The 12,554-nt window shown below is 63.1% G+C and carries 12 protein-coding genes and 1 other RNA gene; 7 read left to right on the top strand and 6 right to left on the bottom strand.

Translation table 11 applies throughout. The features are described 5' to 3' along the window. Positions 1-12: 12 nt before the first annotated feature. The 3 genes from DYST_RS14310 to mnmG all read right to left on the bottom strand — a co-directional run bounded on the left by DYST_RS14310 (position 13) and on the right by mnmG (position 3,788). Positions 13-759 carry a winged helix-turn-helix domain-containing protein gene (locus tag DYST_RS14310; protein ID WP_239946353.1) on the bottom strand — a complete coding sequence of 249 codons (747 nt, stop codon included), beginning with the start codon at positions 757-759 and terminating at the stop codon, positions 13-15. A 278-nt stretch (positions 760-1,037) separates the two neighbouring features. After that, positions 1,038-1,829 (bottom strand): RDD family protein, encoded by a 792-nt coding sequence (locus tag DYST_RS14305; protein WP_239946352.1) that lies wholly within the window; start codon positions 1,827-1,829, stop codon positions 1,038-1,040. Positions 1,830-1,907: 78 nt separating this feature from the next. Then, the gene (gene mnmG, locus DYST_RS14300) at positions 1,908-3,788 is read right to left on the bottom strand and encodes a tRNA uridine-5-carboxymethylaminomethyl(34) synthesis enzyme MnmG (RefSeq protein ID WP_239946351.1); all 1,881 of its coding nucleotides are present in this window, start codon (positions 3,786-3,788) and stop codon (positions 1,908-1,910) included. A 558-nt stretch (positions 3,789-4,346) separates the two neighbouring features. Between mnmG and DYST_RS14295 the strand changes: the two genes are divergently transcribed. Both DYST_RS14295 and DYST_RS14290 read left to right on the top strand, forming a co-directional pair. Further along, positions 4,347-4,532: a hypothetical protein gene (locus DYST_RS14295; RefSeq protein ID WP_102301029.1), complete on the top strand. Its 186-nt coding sequence runs from the start codon at positions 4,347-4,349 to the stop codon at positions 4,530-4,532. A 230-nt stretch (positions 4,533-4,762) separates the two neighbouring features. Next, a non-coding RNA gene (locus DYST_RS14290) (sX9 sRNA) lies at positions 4,763-4,839 on the top strand. Between the two features lie 4 nt (positions 4,840-4,843). On the opposite strand, the gene pepN is transcribed toward DYST_RS14290, so the two are convergent. Then, a complete protein-coding gene (gene pepN / locus DYST_RS14285) occupies positions 4,844-7,501 on the bottom strand; it encodes an aminopeptidase N (protein ID WP_239946350.1) in 2,658 nt (885 codons plus the stop codon). A gap of 80 nt (positions 7,502-7,581) precedes the next feature. Here pepN and DYST_RS14280 point away from each other — a divergent pair, with 80 nt between their 5' ends. Both DYST_RS14280 and DYST_RS14275 read left to right on the top strand, forming a co-directional pair. Then, positions 7,582-8,586: an aldose 1-epimerase gene (locus DYST_RS14280; RefSeq protein ID WP_239946349.1), complete on the top strand. Its 1,005-nt coding sequence runs from the start codon at positions 7,582-7,584 to the stop codon at positions 8,584-8,586. Continuing rightward, entirely contained in the window at positions 8,583-9,548 is a 966-nt protein-coding gene (locus DYST_RS14275) for a threonine ammonia-lyase (protein WP_239946348.1), read from the top strand. The genes DYST_RS14280 and DYST_RS14275 overlap by 4 nt, the downstream gene beginning before the upstream one ends. 119 nt (positions 9,549-9,667) lie before the next feature. Here the strand turns inward: DYST_RS14275 and DYST_RS14270 are convergent, their stop codons facing one another. Both DYST_RS14270 and DYST_RS14265 read right to left on the bottom strand, forming a co-directional pair. Further along, positions 9,668-9,880 (bottom strand): alkylphosphonate utilization protein, encoded by a 213-nt coding sequence (locus tag DYST_RS14270; RefSeq protein ID WP_046970745.1) that lies wholly within the window; start codon positions 9,878-9,880, stop codon positions 9,668-9,670. 34 nt (positions 9,881-9,914) lie between these two features. Then, entirely contained in the window at positions 9,915-10,811 is an 897-nt protein-coding gene (locus DYST_RS14265; RefSeq protein WP_239946347.1) for a DMT family transporter, read from the bottom strand. A gap of 130 nt (positions 10,812-10,941) precedes the next feature. Between DYST_RS14265 and DYST_RS14260 the strand changes: the two genes are divergently transcribed. The 3 genes from DYST_RS14260 (at position 10,942) to DYST_RS14250 (ending at position 12,486) form a co-directional block, all read left to right on the top strand. Further along, positions 10,942-11,268 carry a hypothetical protein gene (locus DYST_RS14260; RefSeq protein WP_239946346.1) on the top strand — a complete coding sequence of 109 codons (327 nt, stop codon included), beginning with the start codon at positions 10,942-10,944 and terminating at the stop codon, positions 11,266-11,268. A 4-nt stretch (positions 11,269-11,272) separates the two neighbouring features. After that, entirely contained in the window at positions 11,273-11,842 is a 570-nt protein-coding gene (locus tag DYST_RS14255) for a DNA-3-methyladenine glycosylase I (protein WP_239946345.1), read from the top strand. A 317-nt stretch (positions 11,843-12,159) separates the two neighbouring features. Beyond that, positions 12,160-12,486, top strand: a complete 327-nt coding sequence (locus DYST_RS14250) for a DUF2846 domain-containing protein (protein ID WP_239946344.1) — start codon at positions 12,160-12,162, stop codon at positions 12,484-12,486. The last annotated feature ends 68 nt before the right edge of the window (positions 12,487-12,554 follow it).

The following is a 12,554-nucleotide window of genomic DNA, read 5'->3' as shown; positions in this document are numbered from 1 at the left end:
CGGTGCCGACGTCTACTGACGCGCAGCGGGCGCCTGTTCAGGGCGAAGCGCCAGATAGCCCGCAGCACGGAGTTCGGAGGGGACATCGTCGCGGTCTCCGGGATACTCCGTGGCGATGCGGCGGTAGCGCGGCCAGTGGTGCGGATGGAGCGGACGTACTTCCTGTTCGTGCGCGACTGGCATCACCGCAAGTGCGGGCCGAGGGGTCATCAGCGGCTCGGACGGGTGGCCATTGGGCGTGTGCCATAGGTGTGCGGCCGCCATCATGGCGACGATTACCGCCAAGGTGATGGCGGCTGCCACCCAGCGTTTTTGCGGAGATGGTGACCGGCGCGAAGGTGCTGGCGCGTCCAAAGCGGACGCAAGGTCGTCGTTGCTCGCCACGTCCGGCATCGGCTCGTTGGCGGGAGACGCGGCGGACGGCATGCGGTGCACGTCGCCGATGAAGCGATAGCCCAGACTGTGCACCGTGGCGATATAGCGCGGTTGCGATGCGCAGTCACCGAGTGCATGGCGCAGTTGGGAAATGACGCGAGTCAGCACGCCGGGAGTGACGTGACGATGCCCCCACGCCGCATCGAGCAGCGCGTCCTTGCGGACGACTTCGCCGGCTTGCTGCAGCAGAACCACCAGCACCGCATAAGCCTTCGGCTCCACGGAAATCGACGTGCCCGCCCGCTCAAGGCGGTGCGCGCGCGGCTCGACGACGATGTCGTCGCACTGGTAAATCCAGCCGCAATCGGGGAGGGATTGGGCCATGACCTTGCCTGGTGCGCGGCCCCCTGTGCGTTAGAGCATGCGCCTCTTGCACAGTAGATCGCATCCGCCATAGGTCATAACCATGCGCATGCATACGCAATGCACGGCTGCAGACGGATCGACGTCCATTTGTGTGCTGTTGATGGTGGGATCGGAGAGCGTGCCACGCAGATGCGACGAGTGCGTGAACGTAATGTTCCCGTGACGTCAGCGCCGCCGTGCATTCGCGGCGGCGCGTCCCATGATCAAACCATCCTCGCGCCGTATAGCGCGCGATGTCACGCGTTGAACGAGCTGTTGTCCTGGTCGGTACGTTGGACTTTCGTTGCAACGTCCTTGGCGCGGCCATTGAGCACCAGCGTCTGCGCGAGCAGGTCGTGGAGGCCCTGCTTGCGCTGCGTCCACGCCACCATCAGGAAGCCGATGCACAGCGTGAAAGCACTGATGATCTTGGCGAAATAGCGGCCTGTGGCGCGCCCGAAGCCGATACGCTTGCCATCCATGTCCGTGACGCGGATGCCCAGTGCGAGCTTGCCTACCGTGCCCTGCCAGGCCGAGCTCTCGCACAACGCGAAATACAGCCACGAGACGATGGTCTGCGCGATCAGTGCAGGCCACAGTGCGTGCATGTAGGCGTCCAACGCCTGCAGCGCCATTTGCGGGTCATCGCCGGCGGCCAGCTTCGCCTGCATATACGCTTCGGCGGCCTTGCTCGCGCCGAGCATGGTGCTCAGGATGGTGTTCGGAATCCACAGCACCAGCGCGTCAAGAATGTAAGCGGCGACGCGCTTCCAGAAGCCGGCATAGTCGTCCAGCGCGGCGACGGCGCTGCCGTTCGACGCGATGGGGGCAGCGGCGTATGCGGGCGGTGCCGGGGGCGTGGCAGAAAACGCCGGTGGCTCGGCACTGCGCTCGTCGGGGAACAGTGTCGACAGCGGTGTCCAGTCTGCCATGCCTTCGTACCAGCCCAGATCATCGGGGCTGACCTGGCCGCTGCGCAGCCACTGGCGCACATCGACTTCCTTGTACGGGCCGTGCCGTTCGCCGTCCCGACCGATCCAGACTTCCATTGGTGTACTCCGAGAAGAACCGTCAGGGCCGCATGATGCCATGCGGGCGAGGCATCTTGGTGCAATGAATGAGCGGAATCAGGCCGCGTCGCGGCGCTTGAGATGCACGAGTAGCAGCGAGATCGCTGCCGGCGTGACGCCGCTGATGCGCGCCGCTTGGCCGATAGTTTCCGGCAGCACGCGCTTGAGCTTGAGCAACACTTCGGCGGAAAGACCCCGCACCTTGTCGTAGTCGAAGCTGCTGGGAATCGCGGTCTGTTCGTGGCGGCGCTGTCGCGCGATCTCCTCGCGCTGGCGCTCGAGGTAACCGGCGTACTTGGTCTGCACTTCCACCTGTGCGGCGACGTCACGCTCGTCCACCGCCGGGCCAATACCGGTCACCGTCGTCAACGTTGCGTAGTCGAGCTCCGGTCGACGAAGCAGGTCCAGCGCGTTGGTCTCGCGACTCAACGTGATGCCCAGTTGCTGCGCGATTGTGGCGCCCAGCGCGTTGGCCGGCGCGGCCCAGATGGCGCTGAGTCGCTGCGTCTCGTGTTCCACCGCGTCACGCTTGGCACGCAAGGCGTCGTAACGCGCTTGCGGCACTACGCCGAGGCGATGACCGGTTTCGGTCAGGCGCAGGTCGGCATTGTCCTCGCGCAGGTGCAGGCGATACTCCGCGCGCGAGGTGAACATGCGGTACGGCTCAATGGTGCCGTTGCTGGTGAGGTCGTCAATCAGCACACCGATGTAAGCCTCGTCGCGGCGCGGATACCACGGCGCTGCACCCTTCACGGCCAGCGCCGCGTTGAGGCCCGCGATGAGACCCTGCGCGCCCGCTTCTTCATAGCCGGTGGTGCCGTTGATCTGGCCCGCGAAATACAGGCCTGGAATGGTTTTGGTTTCCAGCCACGGATGCAGGCCGCGCGGGTCGAAATAGTCGTATTCGATGGCGTAGCCCGGGCGTGTGATGTGCGCTTTCTCGAAGCCCTTGATCGAATGCACCAGCGCCAGCTGCACGTCGTACGGCAGCGACGTGGAGATGCCGTTGGGGTACACCTCGAACGTATCCAACCCTTCCGGCTCGACAAAGATCTGGTGCGAGGTTTTCTCAGCGAACCGCACCACCTTGTCCTCGATCGAAGGGCAGTAGCGTGGGCCCACGCCCTCGATCTGGCCGCTATACAGCGGCGAGCGGTCGAGCGAGCCGCGAATCAGCTCATGCGTGTGCTCGCTGGTATGCGTGATCCAACAACTCACCTGGCGCGGGTGCTCGTCGCGCGAGCCGAGGTACGAGAACACCGGTGCCGGGTTGTCACCCGGCTGCTCTTCCAAGCCGGTGAAATCGATGCTGCGCAGATCGATGCGGGGTGGTGTGCCGGTCTTCAGGCGATCGGCCGCCACCGGCAGTTCACGTAGCTTCTGCGCGAGCGCGCTAGCGGGCGGGTCGCCAGCGCGGCCACCGGCGTACTGGGCCGGCCCGATATGGATCTTCCCGGCCAGGAAGGTGCCGGCGGTCAACACCACCGCGCGAGCGTGAAAGGCCAGGCCCATCTGGGTGACCACGCCGGTGACGCGGCCGCCTTCCAGAATCAGATCGTCCACGGCCTGCTGGAACAGTTCCAGGTTCGGCTGGGTTTCCATTAGCCGGCGGATGGCGGCTTTGTAGAGTCCGCGGTCGGCCTGGCAGCGCGTGGCGCGTACAGCCGGGCCCTTGGATGCATTGAGCGTGCGCCACTGGATGCCAGCCAGGTCGGCCGCGTGCGCCATGGCGCCGCCCAGAGCGTCGATTTCCTTGACCAGGTGCCCCTTGCCGATGCCGCCTATGGCTGGGTTACAGCTCATCTGGCCGATCGTCTCGATGTTATGGCTCAAAAGTAGCGTGCGCGCACCCGTGCGGGCGGAGGCCAATGCGGCCTCTGTGCCGGCGTGGCCGCCGCCAACCACGATCACGTCGTAGGAAATCGGATGGAAAAGCATAAGAACTGACCTGAAAGCGCAGGTTTGGACCCGAGTGGACGCTTATGGTACCGCCGTTACGACGCTTCGGTCGTTGGCATGCTTTCTGCTTTGCCTCCGGTGCACTTTTCACGGGCAGAAGCTGCGCGATTCAGCGCGCCGAGATCGAACGACAGGGGTTCGATCGCGTGCCGGGAAGAGGAAGCAAGACGGCGCCCCTCGGGGCGCCGTCGCCTTTTCTGAGCTTTGAAGAGCTTTCAAGCGCTCTGAATAAGATCTGGCGCCCGGCGGTCTCAGGAACAGGGGGAATCCAGGATGACCGTGTTGCCGGGCGCCAGAAACCGAAATGGTTTACCAGCAGCCGTTTGATGCTGCGTGTTGAGTGGGATATTTACGCCCGACGCGTGAACGTGAAGTGACTAAAACGCTCGTTTGTGCCGAGAGTTGGCACCTCGTGACGCACAGCGTCATTCCGTGATCCATCCCCAAAATGAATGTGATATCGGTCACGTTGCTGGCACGGCCGTTGCTTCGCTCCTCCATGAAGGACAAAGGCAATGGATTTGGGGGCGTAACGTCATGGAACTGAGCGTCGATCTTCAACCGGTTTACCCGCATCACGATCTACTGATCGAACTTGGCCGCGTTGAAATGGCCATGGATCATCTGGAAGAACGTAGCGAGAGCGAACGCCAGGCCCTGCGCCCGCGCCTGCTTTCGCGATTGGACCGATTGCGCGACGAACTGGAGCGCCTGAAGGTCTAGCCGCCGCCCTCGCGGTGGCTGGCGTCAGCGGATATCCAAGGGGTTGGGTGTCCGTAGGTAAGGCAAGTCTGCTTCATCAAGGTACATCCTCTCGTTGAAACAAAATTACGCCCGGGTGCCCCGTCCAAAGACGGTAAGCACTCGGGCGCTTCTTTATGGAGAGGACTTAGAGCCGCAAACAAAACTACTGCGCGACCGTCAGACGGGTGCGGTCGGTGCTCGGAATCCTCATGTACGCGCAAGTACACTCCGGTTCCTGCGCGCCGCCCGCACCCGCCTGACGGCCGCTCGCTACGTTTTGTTGGCGACTCTTAACCGTGCTGCATGCTGCGCACGATCTCGCCCAGATTGCGGGAGAGATTCGGCTGCCCAGCCAGCGCGTCGATGGCGGCGCGTGCCGCGGCGTGGCGAATAGGTTCCAGGCGCTGCCAGCCATTGAAGGCCGTGGCAAGTCGTGCGGCCACCTGTGGATTAATCGCGTCCAGCTGCTGCAGGCAGTGGCCCAGTAGGCGATAGCCGCTGCCGTCCGCACGATGGAAGCCATCCGGATTGCCGCGTGCCCACGTGCCGAACAGCGCGTTGACGCGGTTGGGGTTTTTCAGCGTAAACGCGCCATCCTGTAGCAGCGACTGTACGCGTTCGAGCACGACATCGCCCGGCAACAGCGTCTGCACCGAGAACCATTTGTCCATCGCCAGCGGATTGTCGGCATAGCGCTCACGGAAATGCAGCAGCGCGGCATGTGCCTGCGGTGCGTTGCCTCGCACCAGCACCGACAGCGCCGCAAGACGGTCGGTCATGCTTGGTGCGTTGTCGTACTGCAGCGTGGCCAGGGTGTGGGCGCCCCACGGATCGATGGTTGCGATCAGGTCCAGTACGCGCCGCTTCAGGCGGCGCCGCGCCTGGCTGGCTGCATCGAGTTCCATGTTGGTATGCGCCGCGAGCGCGTCGTACCGACGCTGCAGCACTTCGCGTCCAATACGTAGCGCCAGGTGTTCCTGCAGTTTCACGCGCAAAGCGTGCACATGCGATGGATCAACCGAACGCCCACGTTCGGCCAGTTCGATCTCGCCCGGCGGCGTGAGCAGGTCGGCAAGCAGGGCATCATCGATGATGGTGTCGTTGAACAAGGCCGCTAAGGCCTGGGCCCAGGCATCGAGCGCTTCAGTAGTGTCGCCATCGCGCAGGTTGTCGAAGGCGCGCGCCGCGAGCTGCTGGCCTGCCTCCCAGCGATTGAAGCCATCGACGTCATGGCGCAGCAACAGCGCCAATTCATCGGGAGAGTAATCGCATTCGAGGGTCACCGGTGCGGAGAATCCCCGAAGCAGTGAAGGCACCGGAGCATCCGTCACCCGCTCAAACACGAATGACTGCTCTGCCTGATCCAGCACAACGACGCGTTCATTGGCGCTGGCCGCATCGGCCGGATCGTTCGCCATGCGTAGTGGCAGCAGGCGGCCGTTGCGATCAAACAGCGCCAGCTTCACCGGAATCGGCAGCGCGCGCTTGGTCGGCTGGTTGGACGTGGGTGCGGTGTGCTGAGACAGCGTGAGCGTGTAGGTGTGCTGCGCGACGTCATAGCGACCGCGCGCGCTGAGCCGCGGTGTGCCCGCCTGTGAGTACCAGGCGAGATACGGCGTGAGGTCGATGCTGTTGGCTTCGCCCAGCGCGCCGAGGAAATCCTCCAGCGTCGCAGCATGTCCGTCGTTGCGCGAGAAATACAGATCCATGCCACGGCGGAAACCTTCGCGGCCCAGACTGCCCGCAACCATGCGCACCAATTCCGAGCCCTTCTCGTAGACAGTGGCAGTGTAGAAATTGTTGATCTCGCTGTACTGCGCCGGACGCACAGGGTGCGCCAGCGGACCGGCATCTTCCGGGAACTGCGCACGTCGCAACAGCGCAACGTCTTCAATGCGCTTGAGCGGCGCGGAGTTCATGTCCGCCGAGAACTGCTGCTCACGGAATACCGTGAGACCTTCCTTCAGCGACAACTGGAACCAGTCGCGGCACGTCACGCGGTTGCCGCTCCAGTTGTGAAAATACTCGTGCGCCACCACCGCTTCCGCCGCACGGTACTCGTCGTCCGTGCTCGAATCGGGATCGGCCAGCAGGTACTTCGCGTTGAAGATATTAAGGCCCTTGTTCTCCATCGCACCCATGTTGAAATCGTGCGTGGCGACGACGTGGAACACGTCGAGATCGTACTCGCGACCGTAGGTTTCCTCGTCCCAGCGCATGGAACGCTCGAGTGCATCCATCGCGTAACCGCATTGACCAATGGCATCGGGCTCGGCCCAGATCACCAACTGCGCCTTGCGTCCGCTATCGGTAACGTAATCGCGCTCGATCTTCTGCAGGCGCCCGGCTACCAGTGCAAACAGGTAGCTCGGCTTGGGGTGTGGGTCAACGAAGCGCGCCCAGTGGCGGCCACCGTCCAGTTCGCCGCTGCCGTCGGGATTACCGCCGGCCAGCAGCACCGGGAAACGTTCGCGATCGGCACGCAGCGTCACCGTGTAGCTGGCCAACACGTCGGGGCGATCGGGGAAGAACGTGATATGCCGGAAACCTTCCGCCTCGCACTGCGTCAGCAGAAAGCCTGCTTCGCGCGAGCCCGACAAGTACAGGCCTTCCAGCGCTGTATTGGCTGCGGGTTTCACGCGCACCCGGGTCTCCAGCACGCTGCCATCGCGGGCACCGTCCACTTCCAGCACATGGTCGGCGTAGCGCCATGCACTCTCGGGAAGCGCCTGGTCGTCGAGTGCGATCGACAGCAGCTCCAGCCCTTCGCCATCCAGCCGCAGTGCTGCCTGTTGTGTCGGGTCACGCTGCAGGTGCAGTCGCGACGTTACCTCCGTGCTGTCGATGCCCAGATCGAAGGTGAGCTCGACCTTGGCCACGCGCCAGGCGGGCGCGCGATAGTCGCTGAGCCGGATGAGGGGAGAGGACGTATCGTTGCGCTGGATCATGGTGACGGCCGGGACTGCGGAAGCGAAAGAAGACTCAGGCTAACATGCGGTTCTTTCCCGGCAGGACAAGGATAGGCTCTATGGCAGAGTATCTTGCGGAACGCGGGCTGGTCGGCAGCCATGGCGTCGTGGTGCTAAGCGACATCGCCAGGGGGCGCCGTGTTCGCATTGCGCGCCGAGGGGCGACCCTTCTGAGCTTTGAGGTGCCATCGTCGCGAGGCGCATGGAATATCGCCGATGGCTATCGGGATGCCGGCGAGCTCGACACCCGGCCCAGTTCCCGCTTCGCGATCATGGTGCCGTTTGCCAATCGTATTGCCGATGCCCGCTATGTCTTCGATGGTGAGCCCCACGATTTGCAACCGGGTGTCGAGGGCGATTCGCGTGCGGCACGGCATGGTTTCGTGCGCGGCGTCGACTTCCATGTTGCAGAGCTTGCCGCCGACGCACAGGGCGCGCGGGCGAGCTTTGTCACGCAGGCGATTCGCCCGGGGGCTTACCAGGGTTACCCTTTCGCCATCGACCTGGCGGTCAACTACACACTCGACGCAGCAGGCCTCACCATCGAGGCGATCATGCGTAACATGGGTGAGCATGCCGCGCCGTGTTTCTTCGGCTGGCATCCCTATTTCAAATTGTCGGACCAGCCCATCGAGGGTTGGGAACTGCAGATTCCCGCCGACAGTGTGGTGCGTACCGACGAGGAGTTCATTCCCATCGCGGGTGATGGTGCTCGCGTACCGCTGTCCGAGCGCCCCGAACTCGATTTTCGCCAGTGGCAGAAGATCGGCCCACGCGAGCTCAATCACGCATTCGTCGACCTACGTTGCGACACCGATGGTCGCGCGCGTACGCGACTGCGTGACCCTGAAAGTGGCCTCGCCATTGCGGTATGGCAGCCTTCCGGCGTCATGCTCGCGTTCACCGCCGACACGGTGACGCGCGACGTACGTCGCTCGGTGGCGCTCGAGCCCATGGAAAGCTGGGCGGACGCGTTCAATCGTCCCGATTGCGCTGATGTCATCCGTCTCGAACCCGGCGCCGAGCGCCGTTTTTCCTGTGGTGTGGAGATCGAAGGTCCATGAGCGCTTCATCGAATCGTGCTGCCCTGCCGACGTTTGCACAGGTGCAGGAGGCTGCTGCGCGTATTGCTCCATATGCCGTAGTCACGCCCGTGCTGCGCAGCGCTGTGTTGAACGCGCTGACGGGCGCGGATCTTCATTTCAAATGCGAGAACCTTCAGCGGGGCGGCGCGTTCAAGTTCCGCGGTGCCTGCAATGCTGTCTGGTCCATGGATGATGAGCAGGCCGTGCGGGGCGTGGTCACCCATTCGTCGGGCAACCATGGCAACGCGCTGGCGATGGCGGCGGCAACGCGCGGCATTCCCGCGCATGTGATCGTGCCGGACGGTGCCGTGCGTACGAAGCTCCAGGCTATAGAACGCGCCGGTGCCATCCTGCATCGTTGCGAGGCGACGCAGGCCGCGCGCGAAGCGAAAGCGGATGAAGTGCAGCGCGCCACGGGGGCTGAGTTGGTGCACCCATTCTCCGATACCCGCGTGATAGCCGGGCAGGGCACGGCAGCGCTCGAACTCTTGGAGCAGACGGGTGGCGTTGACCTGGTGGTGACGCCGATCGGCGGTGGTGGATTGATCGCAGGCACGAGCATCGCTACGCATGGCGTGGCGCCTCAAGTGCTCATTCATGGCGCCGAACCCATGGGGGCGGACGATGCCGCGCGATCACTCGCTGCTGGTGTACGCGTAGGGCCTTTTGTGCCGGATACGATTTGCGATGGCCTTCGCACGCTGATCGGCGAAACGAACTTCGAGGCGCTGCAGATGCATCGTGTCGAGGTGACGACGGTGAGCGATGCGGAAGTGATTGCTGCGATGAAGTTGTTGTGGAACGAGTTGAAGATCGTGGTGGAGACATCGAGCGCGACGGTGCTGGCGGCGGTGTTGAAGCGGCCGGAGCGGTTCAAAGGGAAGCGGGTGGGGTTGATCGTTACTGGGGGGAATGTGGATATTGACGCGTTGCCTTGGTGAGGTTGCGCGTCGCTCCAGTTCTGCTCCCTCTCCCCTTCGGGGAGAGGGTTGGGGTGAGGGGCGGGTGCTCGCCCTACGGTTTCATCGAAACGGTGCGGCGAGCACCCACCCCTCACCACTCAAACCTTCTTGATAAAACACGTCTTCAACACCAACGTCGAACGCCCATCACGACACTCGACCTCCTCCGGATTGTCCTCATCCACGCGAATGGATTTGAACACCGAGCCGCGCTTGAGCGTCTGCGACGAACCCTTCACCTTCAGGTCCTTGATGACCAGTACCGAGTCGCCATCCGCGAGTACCGCGCCGTTGCTGTCCTTGACGTTCATGATGGGGTCTCCCGATCGTTGCAAACGCGGGATTTTAACTCCTCGCGGCGCGTACGCCGCGTAGGCGGATGCCGCTTACGGCGACCAATCCGAGCAGGATGAATGCGATTCCGAGGATTTCCATGCTGGTGGGTTGTTCGTGCAGGATCGCCCAGGCCAGCAGCACACTGACGATGGGTACGCCTAGGCTGGCGATGCTGGCCACGGCGGTGGGCAAGCGGTGCAACACGATCAACCACAGTCCCCAGGCGATGCTCGAGGCGAACACCACGCTGTAAGCCAGGCCGCCGATAAAGCCCCACGTCCAGTCGATGGGCCGCTGCGGCACGCACAAGGTCACGACGACCAAACCAAGTGCACCAAACAACATCTGCCACGCCGTGAGCGAAAGCGGGGAGGGCGCATGGCGCTGGAATACGCGCTTGCTCAACACGGTACCCATGGCCCAGGCGAAGCCCGCGCCGATGGCGAGCAAGGTGCTGCGAACACCACCCAGTCCATGCCAAGGCTCGATGACGCAGGTCAGCCCGATCGCAGCCAGGCCCAGGCCCAACCAGCGTCGGGAGGTGAGGCGTTCGTCCAGCATCACCCATGCCAGCAGCACCGCCCAGAACGGCATGGTGTACGCCAACAGGGCGACGTGCCCGGCACCACCGCTGACCAGCGCCCACTGGCCCAGACCCTGGAACGCCGTGGTCTGACACAGGCCGATCAGCGCTGTGGGTAGTAACGGCGGTGGGCGAAGTGACTGCTTCGTCACCAGCAACACGCCAAACAGCACCAGTGCGCCCAGCACATAGCGAATGGCCGCGAAATCAAACGGCCCCGCATGCTGCAACACCTGCTTCATCACCACCCAGCTGTAGGCCCAGATGATGATGGTGGCAAGCAGGGCCAGCACGGCGCCACGTGAAGAGGGCGTTGGAGTCATAGAAGTCCGCAAGTGGCGTGGAAGATCACACGCTGCTCTTGTCCCGCGTGCGGGGCTGGGATAGCGTCGTGGCTCTCCCGCGAGCTTACAGGCGATTGGCATGACAGCAACGCGTTCAAGGAATGTAGCCGTGGCCTGCATCGGGCTACTGGCTTTCCTCGGCATGCTGTTTCCTCTGTCCGTGCTTTTGCCGATGGTGTCTAGCGGGGAGCTTTCATGGCTCCGGTTGGTGCCGACACTCGCGGGTGTGTTGCTGCTGTTGGTAGCTAGCACGCTTCTGCTGTTCCGCAGGCCCGAGCATGGCTGGACGTTTGCCATCACGGCCATTGCCCTTCTGTTGGGCATGTCATGGCTGCATGCGGCGCTGTCCTTCTGGCACTGGCTCGCCATTGCCGCTGCGGCGGCAGGTGCAATCATCGGTTTTCGCAAGGAGCGTGGCGACGAAGCCGCGGATTGACGACATGGCGACGAAAGCAAAACAGCGCTGCCCCTGGGGCAATAGCGAGGACATGCACGACTACCACGACAGCGAGTGGGGTACACCGCTGCACGATGACCGGATGCTGTTCGAATTCCTTTGCCTGGAAGGCGCACAGGCGGGCTTGTCGTGGCGCACCATCCTGCTCAAGCGCGACAACTATCGGCGCGTGTTCCACGACTTCGACATTGTCCGCGTCGCTGCCATGAAGGATCGCGAGCTGGAGAAGGCGTTGCTCGACCCCGGCATCGTGCGCAACCGTCTCAAGGTGTATGCCGCGCGCGACAACGCTGCTGCGGCGCTGCAGGTCATCGACAAATTCGGCACGCTGGACGCCTACCTGTGGTCCTTCGTAGACGGCAAGCCCATCCGCAACCGCTGGACCGGGCAGGGCGACGTGCCTGCGAGCACGCCGCTATCCGACCGCATGAGCAAGGACTTGAAGAAGCGCGGCTTTCGCTTCGTCGGCACCACCATCTGCTACGCCTTCATGCAGGCCACCGGCATGGTGAACGACCACACGGTGAGCTGCTTCCGCTACAAGAGCCTATAGCGGGAACGGATGGCCGCAACAAATGGCGTCCTTGCGTCGTTCGTTCGGGTTATTGCGGCAAATTCATTCGACGTGCGAGCATCCGTTCGTCATCCCCGAGGGGGCGATGGCGCCACAGCGTATGGCTGAGATTGCGTGCTGATGCCATTCAGCCCGTGGGGTCCGCGCGTGTGCAAACAATCGAAACTGGTCCACAGGGGAAACTATGATCCGCAAGATGCTGATGGCGATGTCGCTCATCGCCATGTTGGTGCTTACCGGTTGCGCCAGTGTTCCGATGGCGAACAAGGGGGGCCGATGCCCAGGCCAAGCAGTTCATGCCGTCGACGGACAAGGCCGTGGTCTATATTTTTCGCAACGAGTCGATGGGCGCTGCCATCAAGATGCCATTGCTGATCGACGGGCAGTCTGTAGGCGACACTGCAGCGAACACCTACCTGCGCAAAGAGCTTGCCCCGGGCACGCACACCATCGTGTCCAAGACTGAAGTGGACTCCACGCTGACGATGGACATGCAGGCAGGAAAGACCTACTACGTCTGGCAGGAAGTGAAGATGGGCGTGTTCGCCGCCCGTTCCGCGCTTCATCAAGTTGATGAAACCAAGGGACGTCAGGGCGTAGAGCAGTGCTCGTTGATTCTTTGATCTGTCGTTGACCACGATGTGCGGGTGCAATGAGCATCCGCACATCGTGTCTTGAATGGCCGGAACCT

The sequence above is a fragment of the Dyella terrae genome (assembly GCF_022394535.1).
In the GTDB taxonomy this organism is placed as follows: domain Bacteria; phylum Pseudomonadota; class Gammaproteobacteria; order Xanthomonadales; family Rhodanobacteraceae; genus Dyella.
Note: the sequence above shows the minus strand (reverse complement) of the source record. Positions and strands in the feature narration are given on the sequence as shown.

What these genes read in the sequence shown, in the direction of transcription:
- DYST_RS14280 (WP_239946349.1), top strand. Translation starts at nt 7,582, where the DNA reads ATGGCAGAGTATCTTGCGGAACGCGGGCTGGTCGGCAGCCATGGCGTC.
- mnmG (WP_239946351.1), bottom strand. Translation starts at nt 3,788, where the DNA reads ATGCTTTTCCATCCGATTTCCTACGACGTGATCGTGGTTGGCGGCGGC.
- DYST_RS14295 (WP_102301029.1), top strand. Translation starts at nt 4,347, where the DNA reads ATGGAACTGAGCGTCGATCTTCAACCGGTTTACCCGCATCACGATCTA.
- DYST_RS14265 (WP_239946347.1), bottom strand. Translation starts at nt 10,811, where the DNA reads ATGACTCCAACGCCCTCTTCACGTGGCGCCGTGCTGGCCCTGCTTGCC.
- DYST_RS14305 (WP_239946352.1), bottom strand. Translation starts at nt 1,829, where the DNA reads ATGGAAGTCTGGATCGGTCGGGACGGCGAACGGCACGGCCCGTACAAG.
- pepN (WP_239946350.1), bottom strand. Translation starts at nt 7,501, where the DNA reads ATGATCCAGCGCAACGATACGTCCTCTCCCCTCATCCGGCTCAGCGAC.
- DYST_RS14250 (WP_239946344.1), top strand. Translation starts at nt 12,160, where the DNA reads ATGCCGTCGACGGACAAGGCCGTGGTCTATATTTTTCGCAACGAGTCG.
- DYST_RS14255 (WP_239946345.1), top strand. Translation starts at nt 11,273, where the DNA reads ATGGCGACGAAAGCAAAACAGCGCTGCCCCTGGGGCAATAGCGAGGAC.
- DYST_RS14275 (WP_239946348.1), top strand. Translation starts at nt 8,583, where the DNA reads ATGAGCGCTTCATCGAATCGTGCTGCCCTGCCGACGTTTGCACAGGTG.
- DYST_RS14310 (WP_239946353.1), bottom strand. Translation starts at nt 759, where the DNA reads ATGGCCCAATCCCTCCCCGATTGCGGCTGGATTTACCAGTGCGACGAC.
- DYST_RS14270 (WP_046970745.1), bottom strand. Translation starts at nt 9,880, where the DNA reads ATGAACGTCAAGGACAGCAACGGCGCGGTACTCGCGGATGGCGACTCG.